Source organism: Pantoea sp. FN0302 (assembly GCF_050113775.1).
In the GTDB taxonomy this organism is placed as follows: Bacteria; Pseudomonadota; Gammaproteobacteria; order Enterobacterales; family Enterobacteriaceae; genus Mixta; species Mixta alhagi.
The window spans coordinates 1,538,074-1,553,695 of sequence record NZ_JBNJSM010000001.1; the positions used below are offsets into that span (position 1 = coordinate 1,538,074).

The 15,622-nt window shown below is 55.8% G+C and carries 5 protein-coding genes and 1 pseudogene; 1 reads left to right on the top strand and 5 read right to left on the bottom strand.

Features of this window, described 5'->3' with window-relative positions; all coding sequences use genetic code 11:
• Positions 1-37: 37 nt before the first annotated feature.
• The 4 genes from ACQE32_RS07215 to ACQE32_RS07230 all read right to left on the bottom strand — a co-directional run bounded on the left by ACQE32_RS07215 (position 38) and on the right by ACQE32_RS07230 (position 13,390).
• On the bottom strand, positions 38-292 hold the full coding sequence (locus ACQE32_RS07215) for a hypothetical protein (RefSeq protein WP_427021567.1): 255 nt from the start codon (positions 290-292) through the stop codon (positions 38-40).
• Positions 289-10,509, bottom strand: coding sequence for a hemagglutinin repeat-containing protein (locus tag ACQE32_RS07220; protein WP_427021568.1), 10,221 nt, complete (start codon positions 10,507-10,509; stop codon positions 289-291). Before ACQE32_RS07220 ends, ACQE32_RS07215 begins: the two co-directional genes overlap by 4 nt.
• A gap of 46 nt (positions 10,510-10,555) precedes the next feature.
• Entirely contained in the window at positions 10,556-12,265 is a 1,710-nt protein-coding gene (locus ACQE32_RS07225; RefSeq protein WP_427021569.1) for a ShlB/FhaC/HecB family hemolysin secretion/activation protein, read from the bottom strand.
• A gap of 576 nt (positions 12,266-12,841) precedes the next feature.
• Positions 12,842-13,390, bottom strand: a complete 549-nt coding sequence (locus tag ACQE32_RS07230; RefSeq protein WP_427021570.1) for a glycine zipper 2TM domain-containing protein — start codon at positions 13,388-13,390, stop codon at positions 12,842-12,844.
• A gap of 488 nt (positions 13,391-13,878) precedes the next feature.
• Here ACQE32_RS07230 and ACQE32_RS07235 point away from each other — a divergent pair.
• Positions 13,879-14,049 (top strand): annotated as a pseudogene (locus ACQE32_RS07235) (alpha/beta fold hydrolase); the annotation flags it as partial.
• Positions 14,050-14,112: 63 nt separating this feature from the next.
• On the opposite strand, the gene ACQE32_RS07240 reads toward ACQE32_RS07235, so the two are convergent.
• On the bottom strand, positions 14,113-15,417 hold the full coding sequence (locus tag ACQE32_RS07240) for an NAD(P)/FAD-dependent oxidoreductase (RefSeq protein WP_426974362.1): 1,305 nt from the start codon (positions 15,415-15,417) through the stop codon (positions 14,113-14,115).
• Positions 15,418-15,622: the final 205 nt, after the last annotated feature.

A 15,622-nucleotide genomic window follows, 5' to 3' on the forward strand; every position in this document is an offset into this window, starting at 1 on the left:
CCTTCCAGGCCGGACAGCGCATTATTCTCAACAACTATTATCTATTTTTTCTATAATTTCGATAATAGAGTGTCCAACAGCCGCCGCCCCCTATAAAACCACAGAAAAAACTCACTTTTAAAATTTTAACAAAATCATATACATATAAATCAAAATTTATTTCTTCTGTCATATATAGATATATATCCACTAGTAACGACATAGATAATATAGTTATAAAAACACTAGCAGCACTACCAAGCACCATATATATTAAAAGCATCAAGATCTTTTGATGTTCAGAAGATTTCATTTCTTATCTCCTGATTTATCATTCAAATATTTTCCTGTTCGATCATTTATATATTCTGTAGAGGCAGAACTACCCATATTTCCGACAACTCCCGGCACCGGATCTAATGGCATAGGCTTAGATACCCCCATACCAACATCAACCCACTCCCAGCTCTTCCAGTTTGGATTAAGCACCTTATCAAGCTGACCCTGAAGCACTTTACCGGCACCATAACCCAGCCCCGAAGCTGCACCACTCATCACCCCACCTTTCAGCGGGTCATCTCCCTTCAGGTAACTGGATGTGGCTCCACTGGCTGCATTCACACCCATCGTCCCCCACAGCCCGGTTCCCGCCGTAAATGCACCTGTCCAGTACCCCAGGATGACATCGTTTGGGTTAACCTCACCATTTATCAGCAAGCCCACTCCCGCATTCGCACCGGCGCCTATCAGACTGGTCGTCGCGGCGGCTCCCGGCAACAGCGGCCAGGCTATTGCACTTCCTACCGCAGCCATCGCCGTTTCACAGGATATTGGGGTTCCGCCACTACAGGCTTCTTTTATTGCTGCCTGTGTTCCCGATTCGTAATTAGCTACGGTTCCGGGTTTCTGTTTATTTGCCGCTGCCAGCACACTGCCCAGCGCATTATTCTCAACCGCGTTCTTCCCGGCCTGCGCACCGGCCACCGCGTTACCGCTACTGTCACCAGCCAGGCCGCCGGCAAGGCCCGCCGCCAGCGTACCCAGCGCGCTGATCTTCTGCTTTTCCGTCTCCGTCAGGTCATCCACTTCCTTACCCGGATACAGCTGCTTCATCACCACCTGCGCCATCAGCTCGCCGCTCACCGCTCCCGCTGCTCCCGCCAGCGCGCTGTTGCCTGACGCATACGACGCTACCGCCCCGACAACCGCATGGGCCATCGCTTTCGCTTCCTGATTGCCCTCCGTCAGCTTATGTATCTTCTCTGCCAGATACGGCGCTGCCGCACCGCTGACAGCCTGACCGATATTGCCCCCCGCCAGCCCCTGTATCGCTGCCGTCGCCGCCTGCATCCCCTGTTGCAGCGCACTTCCCGTGCCGTAAGGCGCCATCGCCGTATTATAAGCCTGCTGCATTATCTCACTGGCGGCAGGATTCAGGTTGCCTTTCCCGGCCAGCGCTTCTCCCGCCGCCGCCAGCGCCGCCGGGTCCGTTTTCGCCTTCAGCCCTTCGAGTTCGCCCTGCGTCCTCGCGATATCCGCTGCCTGGCTGCCGATTTCCCCGATGAGCTGCGCCTGCTGCTGTCGCCGCTGTTCCTTCTCCTTACTGAAGATTTTTTCCAGCCCCGGGTTCGCTCCCGCCGTGTCACGCCTCAGCGCCGTCACGTCCTGCTGCTGCTTTGCCTGGTCACGTATCACGAGGCGGCCTTCACCTACCGCCGCTTTCGTCACCGAGTCCGCGCGGCCGCTGCTGTTCAGCCCCGCCAGCATCCCGTTCGCCAGATTTCCGGCAAACTGACTGCCAATGCTGCCCCCGGTGCTGAAGCCCACGCTCTGATGCTGCGTCTTATAGTCTGCGTGATTATGAATGTCGCTGAAGCCCAGCGTGCCGGTGTCCAGTTTGTTCAGGCTGCCGTCTGCCGTCGAGGCCATTACCGCCCCGTCCAGCTGCGTGTGCTGGCCGGTGAGGATATCAAAGCCGCCTTTCCCGGCAAAGACGCCCGTCTGCTCCGCCACGCTCTGCCAGTGGCTGTGCATGTTGTCACGGCTCAGGTTCACGCTGGCCGAGACGGTCATTGAGCCAAAGGTAAAGCTGCCGCCCGCGCTGGCGCTCCGCTGTTTGCTGTCGTAACGGTCACTGTCCTGCTCTGAGGCCAGCGTCAGATTGCGCCCGGTCTCCACCTTCACGCTGTCGCCACGCACCTGCGCACCCCGCAGCGTGGTATCGCGTCCGGCCTTCAGGCTCAGCGCCTCGCCCGCCTCCAGCACGCTCTCTGTATGGGTCACACCGTTGCCGTTCTCCCGGCCCCGACTGCCGTTCACGCTGGCCGACACGCTGATGCCCCAGCCGCCGGATCCCGCCGTCAGACCCACACCGAGACTGCCGCCCTGGCTGCTGTTTTTTCCGTCGGTGCGCTCCGTGTTCTCTGCCGACAGCAGGCTCATATCATTCCTCGCCGTCAGCGCCATATCACCGCCCGCCTTCAGCTGGCTGCCCTGCACGCGGATATCGCCCCGGCTCTTCGCGTCTTCTCCCGTGGCGGTTATTTTCATGTGGCCGCCCGCGCCCAGCGTGCTGCCCTGCGCCTGGTGGCTTTCCGTGCGAGTTTCGCTTTTCGACGACTGGCTGCCATAGGAGAGGCTGATGCCCACCGTCTCCGTCGCGCCCTGCTCTGCGCCTTTATCTCCTGGTGCCAGGCCCGCCGCGCTGTTTCCGGCGTTCGCCGCGTCGGTACTGGCCCCATCTATCTGGTACGCCTGTAAGCCCTGGACGCCGGTCAGCGCCATTTTTGTCGCCTGCAGAGCCTTCAGGCGGTCATCGCCACTCTCCTGCAGGGCGTGCGCCATTTGTGTCATGGAATTGAGCGCCGAACCCACCGTGCCGGAGAGGGCCAGCGTCAGCCCGCTCTGCTTCTGTTCGGTTTTTGTCAGCGCCGTGTGGCTGTTTTCCGCCGCGCTCACCGCGACATCGCTGCCACTCAGCGTCAGATCTTTACCGGCGATAACATCGCTGCCGTGTACCTTAAGTTGATTATTCGCGCTGAGGATCACGCTGCCGTCGCTGCTGCCGACCGCACTGCCTTTGCTGAACGTGCCGGTCGCGTCGGTGGTGCTTTTCTGCGATGCTTTTCCGATGGTGAAGCCGATACCACCGGTCCCCATCAGGCCCGATGTTTTCTCCTCACGCTGATGATTTTCCTCGCGGAATTCTGCGGCGGTGGTTACATGCAGATCACGCCCCGCCACCAGACCAACATCCTGCGTCCCCGTGACGTTGCTGCCCGTGACGGCAATATCCCGCCCCGCCTGCAGCTGTATGCTCTCCCCGCTGAAGGTGGTGCTGATCCCCTGACGATCGCGCAGTGCATCATGGGTTTCCAGGCTGCTGCGCGACAGCAGCCCGCTGCTGCTCTGTTTACTGTGTTCGGTCAGGTCGGTCACGCTGTTGCCCGTGTTCAGCGCGATATCACGCCCGGCAGCAGCACTCAGCGCGCCGTCCACCATGACGTCAGCCGCGTGGGTACGGATGTCGCGTCCGGCGCTGAGCTGCAGATCCCCGGCGGTGGTAATATGCGTTCCCACATCCGTCTGCTGCGTGAGGCGGCGATAGTTGTCGCTTCCCCAGCTATCGCTCTCGCTGTGGCGTGTTGTCAGGGTGTCCAGCGTCAGATCATTACCTGCCTCGAGCCGGGTGGTGCCGCTTTTCCCGGCATTGCCGAGGTCACTGGCCGTAAGCGTGATGTTGTTCAGCGCGCTCAGCGTCAGCGCGCCGTCCGGCGCCTGTACATAAATACCCGCCGGGCGATCCATCCAGCGATCGGCACCCTCACCGCGCAGCGTCGCCTGGCTGGTAATATCGCGTCCGGCCAGCAGTGAAACTCGCTTATCGCCGCCAATCGTACCACCTGTATTGATAATATCCTGGCGAGCGGTGAGGCTGACCTGATTGCCACCGATATAGCCGCTGTTAGCCAGCGTCTGCGCAGTGAGCTGCGTCACCTCACGCCCGTGAATGGTGCCGCTGTTGGTCATATCCCGCTGAACATCAAAAGCTACGTCGCCGCCGCCGAGCAACGCGCCGTCGCCGGTCAGATCGCCCTCTTTCACTTTCGCATAGACCTGCGGCACCAGCACAGTCTGCTGCGTACCGTCCGGCAGCGTCACCTTGTGATTAACCAGCCAGACGATGTCGCTGGTCAGCAGCGCCATCTGCGCAGGCGTCAGCGCCACGCCCGGTTCAAGCTGATATCTTTCACCAAAAGCCACGCCGTTATTCATCAGTCCACGGAATTGCTCCTCGTCGCTGTGATAGCCGCTGATATAGCGATTGCCGGTAAGCTGAACGATCTGATCCCGCACCAGGCGCTGTTCATAATAGCCGTCCCCCAACCGCTTGAGGGTCTGGCTGCCGTCCGCTGACAGGGCGTTCTGCATATAGTCGCTGCCCAGCCAGGTCTTCTGATTAACAAAGCGCGGATCGGTTTCCACCAGATAGTGGCTGTCGCTGGCGGGCTGTAGTGCGAACAGGCTGTTATCTGGCAGGTGGATGTTCGGTGAAATAGTGCGGATAACCGGCCTGATGGATTGCCCGTCCGCCACGGTAGCTGGCAGCGTCAGGGAAAACTGCTCTCCCGCGGGTAATACCAGGGGGCGATCTTTGATGCTGTCCAGCGTGGCGGCGCTGCTGTGACGCGGCGAATTTATCACCGGTGAGGTGGCCGGTTCGTTATGGGTCGGCAACGCTACCGCCATTGCCGTCTGCGGCATGTTAACCGCACTGACAGCGCCAGCCTGAGTAGCCACCCCCTGTTGTTGCCGGTTACCGGTCTGGTAACCCGTACCCTGCGCGGTGGTATTCGCCTGCCATGACAGGGTATTAAGATCGATAGTTTGCGTAACTGCCGCCGGGCGATAGTTGCTGGTGCTTTTGCCCTGCGAAGTTTTGGTACCGCCTAATTTCCTTTTCTTTTTTTTGGCATACCAACGTCTTACGGTTCCGTTATCGGTTGTGACGCGCGTTCCTTTAGTGGCCTGATTATCCAGTTCGCCTATCTGACCACCCAGCGTGGCTCCAGCCAGAATTTGACTGTCATGGTTAGCCAGACGATCGGCGGTAAAGAACATATTCCCGCCCGACAGAATTTTGCCCGGATCGCTCTCTTTGACCTGAGTTTCCTGGACAACACGCTGGTAGCTGTATTCATAGAATTCACTGCCGCTGGTACCGTCCGGCATAATGGCTTTGTGAACTCCATACTTGTTTTTATGGCTGGTATCCACTTTTCCCCAGTCAAAACGATCGGCGTGCCCTTTTAATGCCGCCTCGTGATGCCGGGCGTTCTCGGTTGTTACCGTTGTGGTCGTCAGCTGGTTGTTGGAATTGTTTACCTCCGCCATCGCGATAGAGGCATTCCGTCCCGCCTCGATAGTCGCGCCAGCGTTATTAAGCTGCTCTCCCTGTCCGGTGGCGTGATAATGGTTATCCAGTTGCCTGCCGAACTGCATATCTCCCGCACTGTAAATAAGGGCGTGATGACGATTGTTGATGGTGCCGGCAGCGATATCAAAACGCTCGCGCGCGGCGATAACGGCCGCTTTGCCATTTTCACTGAGGTTATTCAGTATGCTGACCGCCATGGCGATATGATCGCCATAAATACGTCCCGTGCCGGTATTATTCAGTACGTTTGCCACCAGATGTGTCAGCGCGCCATCGATCAGTCCGGTATTGTTCAGGTTGTTAGCAGCTTTTACGTGCGTGTCCTGGGCGCTGATCTCGCCCGTCGCTCTGTTGTCGATGTTGCGTGCACTGAGAAAAAGCGCCTGCTGAGCGCCGATGGTGCTCTCGTTGGTCACGTCACCTTTCGCCGTGAGTTGCAGCGTACCGTTGGCTTTCACGTCAGCCACATTATGGAAGTCCCCGTTGAGGGTTATACCCAGGTTGCCCTTTGACAGTACCTGTCCATCTCCGCTCAGAGAAGCGGCTCTGATCTGCCCCTCTTTATCAACAATCAACGTTCCCTGGCGGTTGTTGATCTTCAGCGTCTGGCCTTGAGCTGCGTCCTGAACGATTAGCCTCGCTGCGGATGAGATAAGACCATTGACGTTTTCCAGCTCCTGCTGCACGGTCAGTTCCAGTTGATCGGCTGCCCGCAGTGCGCCCTGGCTGTTGTCCAGCTTATTCGTCTGTAGCGTCAGCGCTGCTCCCTCAATGCCTTTACCGTCCAGCCCCGTGTCACGGTTTATTAGCCAGGGCGTGATGATATCCAGCCCCTGACCGCCATGTATGAATCCACCGCTATTATCAAGCTGCTGAGCAAGAACAAGGCGTCCTGTACCGATACTTTGTACTTGCCCCGACTGGTTATCAAGCTGACCCGCCGTCAGTGTCAGCGTGTCCGCAGAAAGCAGCCTGCCGCCCTGGTTGAGCAGCCGGTTCGCGCCGGGGTTCAGCGTCAGATCTTTTCCACTCTGAATCTGCCCCTGTTGGTTATCCAGCAATCCGCTCCCGATATGGGCATCTCCCGATGCGGCAATCAGGCCACGCTGATTAACGAGCCTTTGCCCCGCGGTATCGATCGCAACATCACCCGCCGACTGCAGTTTACCGTCAGTGTTATCCACAGCCTGACCGTTAAAGGTCAGCCCACCGTTGCCCGCCACCTGCCCCAGGACATTATTCAATTTATCCGCTGTCAGTATGGCCCGGTTTCCGGCTGCGATAAAACCGCCCTGATTGTTAATGTCCGCGCTGTGCAAATCAAGATTATTCAGCGCGACAATGCCGCGCTGGTCACCGCTCTGGGTATTGATCAGCGTGTGACCTTGCGTATCAAGCGTCAGATCGCTTCCCGCCTGCAGCAGCCCGCCCTGGTTTTGCATCTCGCCCACCGTCAGCGTCAGCGATCCGGTGCCGCTAGCCAGCGTACCCGCACGGTTGTTAACGTTACCCCCGATAATGTCGGCCGCGCGCTGACCGGTAAGCCGACCATTTTGATTATCGATTTCTCCCGCATGGATTATCAGCCTGTCACCGCCGATCAGCCGTCCATTCCGATTGGCCAGGAGATTGCCATGCGTATCCAACTGGAGCTCCTGAGCAGAGGCAATTTCTCCTGCGCGATTATTCAGCGTACCGCTATTCAGTTGCAGGATGCCCTGAGCACCCAGTTTTCCCTGCTGGTTATCAAAAGCCTGTTGATGGGTATCGATAATGACGTTCTGCCCAAAGATTGCGCCACGGTCGCCGCTGATTTGTCCAGTCGATAGCTGTAGATCGCCACCGGCTATAATACCGCCGGTATCGCCGCTATCGGTATTGATCAACTTCGCGCCTTGCGTATCAAGAGAGAGCTGGCCCCCCGCCTGCAGCAAACCACGCCCGTTATCCAGGCGGTCGGTCACCAACGTCAGCGCCTTATCTGCAGCCAGGATGCCGTCGCTATTGGCCAGCGTACCGCTGTTCAGCTGCATATCCCCCGCTGAGGCCAGCATGCCCGCATCATTATTCAGTTCGCCGCTAGTCAGGATGACATCACCGCCCGCAATAATGCCGCCTTCCGGCCCGCTTTGTTGATTAATCAGGGCCTCGCCGTGGGTATTAAGCTGCATCTCCCCCTCAGCCTGAATACGTCCGGCCTGGTTATTAAACCTGCCGCTGTCCAGCTGTAAGCCCCCTTGCGAGCTGAGCACCCCTTCCTGATGATTAAACGCATGCTGTTGCGTATCGATAACAACATTTCGTCCCTGGATGACCCCTTTACTGCCTTCAATCTGACCGGTTTTCAGGCGCACATCCCCCCGCGCCACAATACCGCCCCGATCGCCGCTATCCGTATTGTTCAGCGTCTCACCACGGGTATCGAGCGTCAATTTTTCTGCCGACTGTAGCAGGCCGCGCTGGTTATTTAGCGCACCGGTATCAAGGGTAAGCGCCTGTTCTGAAAGCACCGTGCCATCGGTATTCGTTAGATTGCCACTGGTGAGATGTGCAGCATCGGACGCAGCGATCAAGCCACGACGGTTATCAATAGCACCGCTGGTGACGGAGAGCGTGCCGCCGCTCAGAATGCCCGCCTTGCCGCTCTCCGCGTTGACCAGCATCTGACCCTGGGTATCTATCAGCAAATCCTTACCGGACTGAATAAGGCCTGCGGTGTTATCTACCTTACCACCTGTGAAATTCAGGTTCTGTTGCGCCACCAGCTTACCGCGGGCGTTAGTTAACTCGCCCTGCTGTGTATTCACGGCCAGATCGCCGCCCAGCAATATACCGTCACGGTTATTCAGGCCCTGACTCTGAGCCGTCAACTGCCGCGCAGCCTCAATACGTCCCTGGGTATTATCAATCTTCTCCTGGGTCGTCAGACGGGCCTCTCCGTGTGTTGCGGCAACCAGACCTTGCTGGTTTTGCAGCGTGGCGGCGGATAGTTGCAGGTTATTGCCCGCCAGCAGCTTGCCCTGAGCATTGTTCAGATCGCGGCGGGCATGCAGTTGCAGATCGCCTTTGTCCGCCGCCAGCAGCGTGCCACGGCGGTTATTCAGGTTGCCTGACGTCACATTCAGGCTGCCGCCGCTTTCAATACGTCCATTTTGGTTATCCACTGCGTCGGAAAGCGCAAGAACCATCTCTCCTGTGCCCCGCTGACTGAGCAGACCCTGATGGTGATCAAGCGTCTTCCCGGTCAAGGTTAGCGACTCCGCCTGTGTCTGCCCGTGGGATAAATCGAGATGGTCGCCTTTTATGGTCATTGCGCCAGCCGATAATAGGTTGCCCTGCGCGCCCTCAAGCTGACCAGCGTTAACCGTTAATCTCCCGTTGCCCGCCAGCTGTATACTGCCCTGCTGGTTATTTAAGCGCTCTGCATCAAGCGTGAGGGCATGCCCGTTGCCGGCGATCAACCCGCTGCGGTTTTCAATGTCTTGCGCCTGAAGGTGCGTATCACCTTCGTTAACGATCGTTCCCTGATTGTTAAGCAATGATCCGGTATTCAGGATCAGCGTCTCACGATTTTGCTGGCGCAGCAGGCCGCCCTCGTTATCAATATTTTTTGCCGTAACGCTGAGGCTGTCCGAAGCGATCTTGCCTTTCTTATTGGTCAGTTGGGTAGCCGCCTGCACGCGAAGATTTTTCCCCGTTAGCGTGGCAGCCGAGGTGGTGATATCTCCCTGCGTAGAAGTCAGCGCAATATTTCCCGCTGTTGTCTGGCTTCCGCTCAGATCGACCCTGGCTCCCTGAACCAAAATCCCATCACGCGCCAGGTTTTGCCCCTGCGCTTGCAGCTCTCCCTGACTGGTGAGCACCAGATTTCCCGGCTGCGTCAGAGCGCCGCTGTTGTCAACGCCTGCCGCCAAGGTTCCTTCGCTGCTACTCTTAATACCCTGTGCTGTGAGTCTGTTATTTCCTGCAGCAATAATCGTCCCGCTGTTATGCAGTGTCCCTTCTGAAGTTAACGTGACATCCTGCTGTGAGCCTATCTTTCCGCTGTTGTGTTGATCGTCCTGGCTGGCGATATGCAGCGCGTCATGGCTGTGCAGCGTGCCGCTGTTCTCCAGCTTGCCATCAAGGGTCAGGCGAAGCTCGCCTACACTTGCACCCAGTTCCCCTGCGTTGCGAACCCCAACGCCCTGCTCAGTGCCGGTCAGGGTAATCTTGTTGGCGTACATGCCGCCAAGCGCTGCCACATCAAGCGCATAAGCAGGCTGGCTGGTGGCATCAGACGCTTTTACGCGGGTCACGCGCCCCTCTGCCGACACCTCATTTCGACCGGTTACGACGTTCAGCTCGCCGGCATGCAATTTAGCATTCACCGTCACCGACTGCGCAATAATCTGGGTATAGTCTGCTGCCGTATCTCGTAAGCCTTTCCCTTCAATATTGATGCGACCGCCGTTGACGTCGAAGCCCTTCAACTGCCCGTTTTCCATTACCGGCTGCCCGGTGGTCAAAGTATTGCGGCTGGCATTGATAAAGCCGCAGCCGTTGCAGGTAATACCAGAGGGATTAGCGATCACTACCGCCGCACGTTTCCCGGCGACCTCAATAAAACCGTTAAGCTGGCTTGGGTTACGGCTGTTCACTTCATTGAGAATGACGCTGGCTTCCTGCTTTGCCAGCCAGGGGTTGGCCGCAACCATGCCGCCCAGTTTGGTTTGGACATTTTTATGGCTGTTATTGAGAATAGCGCCGCGCTTATCGACATCAAGCTGGCTGTATTGGTTGCGCGAAACGCCGTGACTGTTCGGCGTCTGGATATTGATCTGCGGCAGGCCATTGGCCGTTGACACAACCGTGGGCTGCTGATTTCCGGGCGCACGGCTATCCGCGACAATATTGGCCTGCGTGGGCAGGCTGACCACGCCTGCTGCAAACCACAGAGCGTAACAGAGCGGGTTAATGCGCACCTGCACTTCTGGCATTCTGCGCTGACGGCTGCGGGCAAAGCGGGTATAACCTCCGCGGGCGATGTCAGGCACCACCATCAACATCCCACGAACTTTATTAAAAATAATGCGATAGCAAAGTTTATTCATAATACGCACAGTCCATTGTCAGACACGATCCCCGGAGAGCAGGTTTTCAATAATTCCAGTTCAGGCTAAAGCCGTATGTAACCGGATTGGTTTTAAATCCCTCTGGCTTAGAGAGGGGGATACCGGCAAAAAAGTCATAGCTGATGTTGGCCGGTGCGATCCCGCCGCGTAAGCCTGCTACGCCACCCGCCAGATGGCCGCCGGGCAATCCGCCCTGCGTGGCACGGTTGCCGCCAACCTCGCCATAGTCTGCTCCCAGATAAAACTCCTGTGCCGGAACCGGCGTTTGCCAGGCCAGCGTGTTTTGTAGCGTCCAACCCCGGCTGGCGCTCAGGGTTCTTTCACCGTCGAATCCGCGTACCGTCCATCGGTTGCCAATGGCAAATTCATCCTGCGGCGTTAATGGCGTATTGCTCATCTGACGACGATATTGGATGTTGTAACTGAAATTTTGGTTGCCCAGCGAAAAGGGCGTGGTCAGTGCCGCCTGCCAGGTAAGGATTTTCGAGAGCGCGGTGGCCCAGGTATCATCCTCATAGCTTTCTTCCCACGCAGGTAGCGCGCCAAACCAACGAGTTCCACGCTGATAGCTCACCCCCGCGTCCAGCGTCGCCGGGCCAAGGTAGTGCCGATGCGTCAGCCCCAACCGCCATGCGCTTGTACGACGCTGTTGGCTGGCGATTTCAGTGTTATTAATGAAATTTTGCGACGCTTTAACCAGTACATCGTAGCTGGCGGTCGTTTTGGAAGTGGCATTACGGTGCAGTACCCGACTGACCTGCAGATCCAGCAAGCGGCTTTTGCCGGCATACAGCACATCCAGATTGTTGTATCCGGCTACTGTCTGATGGTAATCGTAGTCACTGGCGGTTATCCCGAATTGCCAATAGCCGAACGGCACCGAGTAATGACCAGAAAGATTTTTGCTGCTTTTCCTGCCAGCGAATCTCAGGTCACGGCTGGCGGTGAAATAGAGTAAATCGCTTAACGAGGTGGGATTATCCAGCGCCAGCATTACGCCGCTCTGATAGCGCCCTGTGTTTTCCGTACCAGAATCATCCAGCCAGAACCCCAGGCGCCAGAATCGCTGCTGTTTACGTTCAATGATAATGTCGCTTTCACCCGCTTTGGCGCCAGGGCGTAACGTCATATGCGCCTCCACGCTCGGCAGACGCTGCAAATTTTCCAACCCCTGTTCAATATCCCGCAAATCGAGCAGCGCGCCAGCGTGCGCCGGCATGGTGGGGTAAAGACTGGCATACTGCGCAGAAGATGACGTTAGCGTCACGTCGCGCACTTTACCAGCCACTATCAGCAACTTAAGCTCCCCAGCGCGCAAATCCTGCTGCGGCGCCAGTACACGCGTTGTCACCCAGCCGTGGTTGATTAGTCGGTTTTGCAACGTCCCCATCAGCTGATTGATGCCCTGCACACCCAGGCAGTGGCCAGTCGCCCGATCGGCAAGCCGTTGCAGGGGAACCCAGTGAGGTAACGTTTCTTTTCCAGAGAGCGTAACCTGTTTAATGGTAAAACAAGGCGTTTCGTCCGGGAAAACCAGGCGCGAAGGCACGAGTATGGGCTTAGAAAGGCGAATATCAGGCGCTTGCGGCATCAATTGTTGTTGGCGGGCTTTTTGCTGTTCTTGCTGATGCTGTATTTGTTCGTCACCCGGCGCGGCCTGAACGACGCCAACAAACAAAGTAACAAGCGCAGCGACAGATGGCGCTGATACGCGTATTTTTTTCTGGCCCTGCATATTAATTCCGGCGGCGTAAAGAGTAAACAAATAGGTATGAAACGCTATTATGCACCCTGATAAAAACAGAAAATAGAAAATACGCTTTATTTATGCAGGCTGTTTATTAAATGTTTATAAACAGAACTTCTGGGTACGCGAAATAATGCTATTTAGATTGGGGTACAGGAAAATATAAATTATATCTATTTTAATTATCAGGCAGCGCGCGGAGTTTTAAATTACCTTAAGGCAAATATCAATAATATAATACTGATTATTTTTAATTATAATCACCCTGTTTAATTAATCAGCATCAATAAATAAGTGCCATATACTCTCCCGTATGTTCCTTTACCTCTGTCCGCAAATTTCGTAACGGCATCATATTATTCTTTCAATTAAATAAAGCGGAGGTTAGCGCGAATACAGCATGTCTGTTGGCGAAAAGAACCGTTATCGGAAGCAGGTAAGTTGATGATACCAACTCAGCGATAAAACTGAAAACGAGCCTCATCACAATAATGAGGCTCGTTATGCAGGTGTGGCCTGTCAGCTCTGGTTGTTGCCCGTACCCAGCCGAAATGCTGTCAGAGCTTATGCCTGATTGCCGTTGCTGTTAAGGATGAGCTGCCCGTTCCGATCCAGCGGAATGCGGGTGCCGGGATCGTTTTCCATACGGATTTTTCCCTGCTGATCGCCAATTTTATAGGTGACGTCATAGCCCAGCATTTTATCCTGCTTATCGTAGACCGTTTTGCAACGCTGTTCAGTGGTGGTGTAAGTATCACGATCCTGCAGACTGCCCTGAACCTGATTACCGGCATAGCCGCCTGCCAGCGCGCCCGCTACTGTTGCCACATCCTTACCGCGCCCGCCGCCAAACTGGTGACCCAGTACCCCGCCAGCCACCGCGCCCAGTACTGAGCCAGCGATACGATTCTCATCCTGTACCGCCCGACGATGGGTAAGCGTCACGTTACGGCACTCCTGCCGTGGGTTCCTGATCGTTTCTTTGATGGGCGTTGCGGAAATAACCTGTGCGTATTGGGGAGCCGGATTAAACACATTCATACTGGCAACGGCAGCCACGCCCAGAGCAGCAACCACACCAATACCCATACCCGCTATCATTGATTTATTCACAGGAAAACCTCCTGACTATGTTACCGCGCAATCCTGCTGCTGCCGGTTCCCTGGCAGTAAGCCCTACTCGGCGTGCGCGACTCGCCGTGGTAATTGATAAAAATTGTGCAGATGCAGACGAAAACCAGCAATCAGATAAAGGGAGGAAAAGCGCTAAAGCCGGATAAACAAAGGCTTTTCAGAGAGTTCTTAGCCACCAGCGCGTTGCCCATAACAATGTTGCCCCTCCCTTTTTTACTTTAACGCCACGCCGGTCACATAAATATTTCACGCCCGCCCGGTTCGTGATTTACGGGCCCGGGAAATTTCTGTCCCGTTGAGGAAACAAAATTTTCTAAATCAATCTTTGCTATGTCGGTAAGCCAGAAAACAGAGGAATTCACTATGGACAATCGCGGAGCAAATATCATATCCACGGCTCCGCTTCGTCAGACCAGCGCAGCGATCGTAGCCTTACCGGTTACGACACGCGTTTGCTGGCGGAGTAAGTACCGATGCTGGCTGTCAGCGCTGAATTTGGCTCGATTCCTGATATGGCTACGCCGCTGCGCGCTTTTGCCGAAGAGGTTACCGGAATTTTGGTGCCGCACTGCGGCCATTTTTTACCGGAAGAGCAGCCGCAGGCCGTTGCCAGCGAGCTAAGCGCATTTTTTATTTAACGCAGAGAGTATCAGGAAAGAGGCAGCCCGTGTTGAAGCACAGGCTGCCTTAGCTGCGGGAAATTAATGCAGCTTCAGGCGTGGACGGATCACCCGGTTGATGCTGCCCACCAGCATCATCAGACCGGTTTTAAAGTAGCCGTGCAGCGCAATCTGGTGCATACGATAAAGCGAGATGTAGACGAAACGCGCGATACGTCCTTCCACCATCATTGAACCACGCATCAGGTTACCCATCAGGCTGCCTACAGTACTGAACCGGGAGAGCGAAACCAGCGAGCCGTGATCTTTATAAACATAAGGCTTCAGCGGCTGCTGACGCATTTGCGCCAGGATATTTTCCAGCGCCTTCGAAGCCATCTGATGTGCCGACTGCGCACGCGGCGGCACAAATCCGCCGGACGGCAGCGCGCAGGAGGCGCAGTCGCCGATGGCGTAGATATCGTCATCCAGCGTGGTTTGCAGCGTCTCTTTCACCACCAGCTGATTAATACGGTTGGTTTCCAGTCCGCCGATATCTTTCATAAAATCTGGCGCTTTGATGCCCGCTGCCCAGACCATCAGATCCGCTTCGATAAAGTCGCCGCTTTTGGTATGCAGGCCATGTTTATCCGCGCTGGTGACCATGGTTTGCGTCAGCACTTGCACACCCAGTTTGGTCAGTTCCTGATGCGCCGCTGCAGAAATGCGTGCCGGCAGCGCTGGCAGAATGCGTTCGCCCGCTTCGACCAGCGTAACGTTCAGCACTTGATTATCCAGCCCTTTGTAACCGTAACTGTGCAGCTGTTTAACTGCGTTATGCAGCTCAGCGGAAAGCTCAACGCCCGTTGCGCCGCCGCCAACAATCGCAATATTGATTTTCCCCTGCCGGTCGGCATTGGCGGAATACTTCAGGAACAGGTTAAGCATTTCATTATGGAAACGCTGCGCCTGATGCGGGTTATCGAGGAAGATGCAGTGATCTTTCACGCCCGGCGTACCGAAATCATTCGAGGTGCTGCCCAGCGCCATAACCAGCGTGTCGTACGGCACTTCACGCGCCGGGACCAGCACTTCGCCCTGCGCATCACGAATTTCCGCCAGCTGCAGCCGCTTGTTTTCCCGATCGATATCGGTGAGCGACCCCAGCTGGAACTGGAAGTGGTGATTACGCGCATGGGCCAGGTAGCTGAGCGCATCGATACCTTCATCCAGCGATCCGGTTGCCACTTCATGCAGCAGCGGTTTCCATAAATGACTATGGTTGCGATCGACCAGCGTAATTTCCGCTTTCTGACGGCGACCCAGCTTGTGCCCCAGCTGCGTTGCCAGCTCCAGACCACCGGCTCCCCCACCAACGATAACAATTTTTTTCAACGGTGTAGTCAAAATGACCCCCTTAAAATGTAAACCAAAAGTTAACCAAAGGTTAACAAAAACCTTAGTTAACATAGGGTTGCGATGTTAAATCGCGAGCTGGAGTCAGAATAACATGGCGGGGTAAGTTGGTCATACCAAATTTGATACAGATCAATTTTACTGCAATAAGTCGGATTATTGCCCATAAAAAAAGCGGGCGATTGTCGGGCAATCA

What these genes read in the sequence shown, in the direction of transcription:
- ACQE32_RS07215 (WP_427021567.1), bottom strand. Translation starts at nt 292, where the DNA reads ATGAAATCTTCTGAACATCAAAAGATCTTGATGCTTTTAATATATATG.
- ACQE32_RS07225 (WP_427021569.1), bottom strand. Translation starts at nt 12,265, where the DNA reads ATGCAGGGCCAGAAAAAAATACGCGTATCAGCGCCATCTGTCGCTGCG.
- ACQE32_RS07220 (WP_427021568.1), bottom strand. Translation starts at nt 10,509, where the DNA reads ATGAATAAACTTTGCTATCGCATTATTTTTAATAAAGTTCGTGGGATG.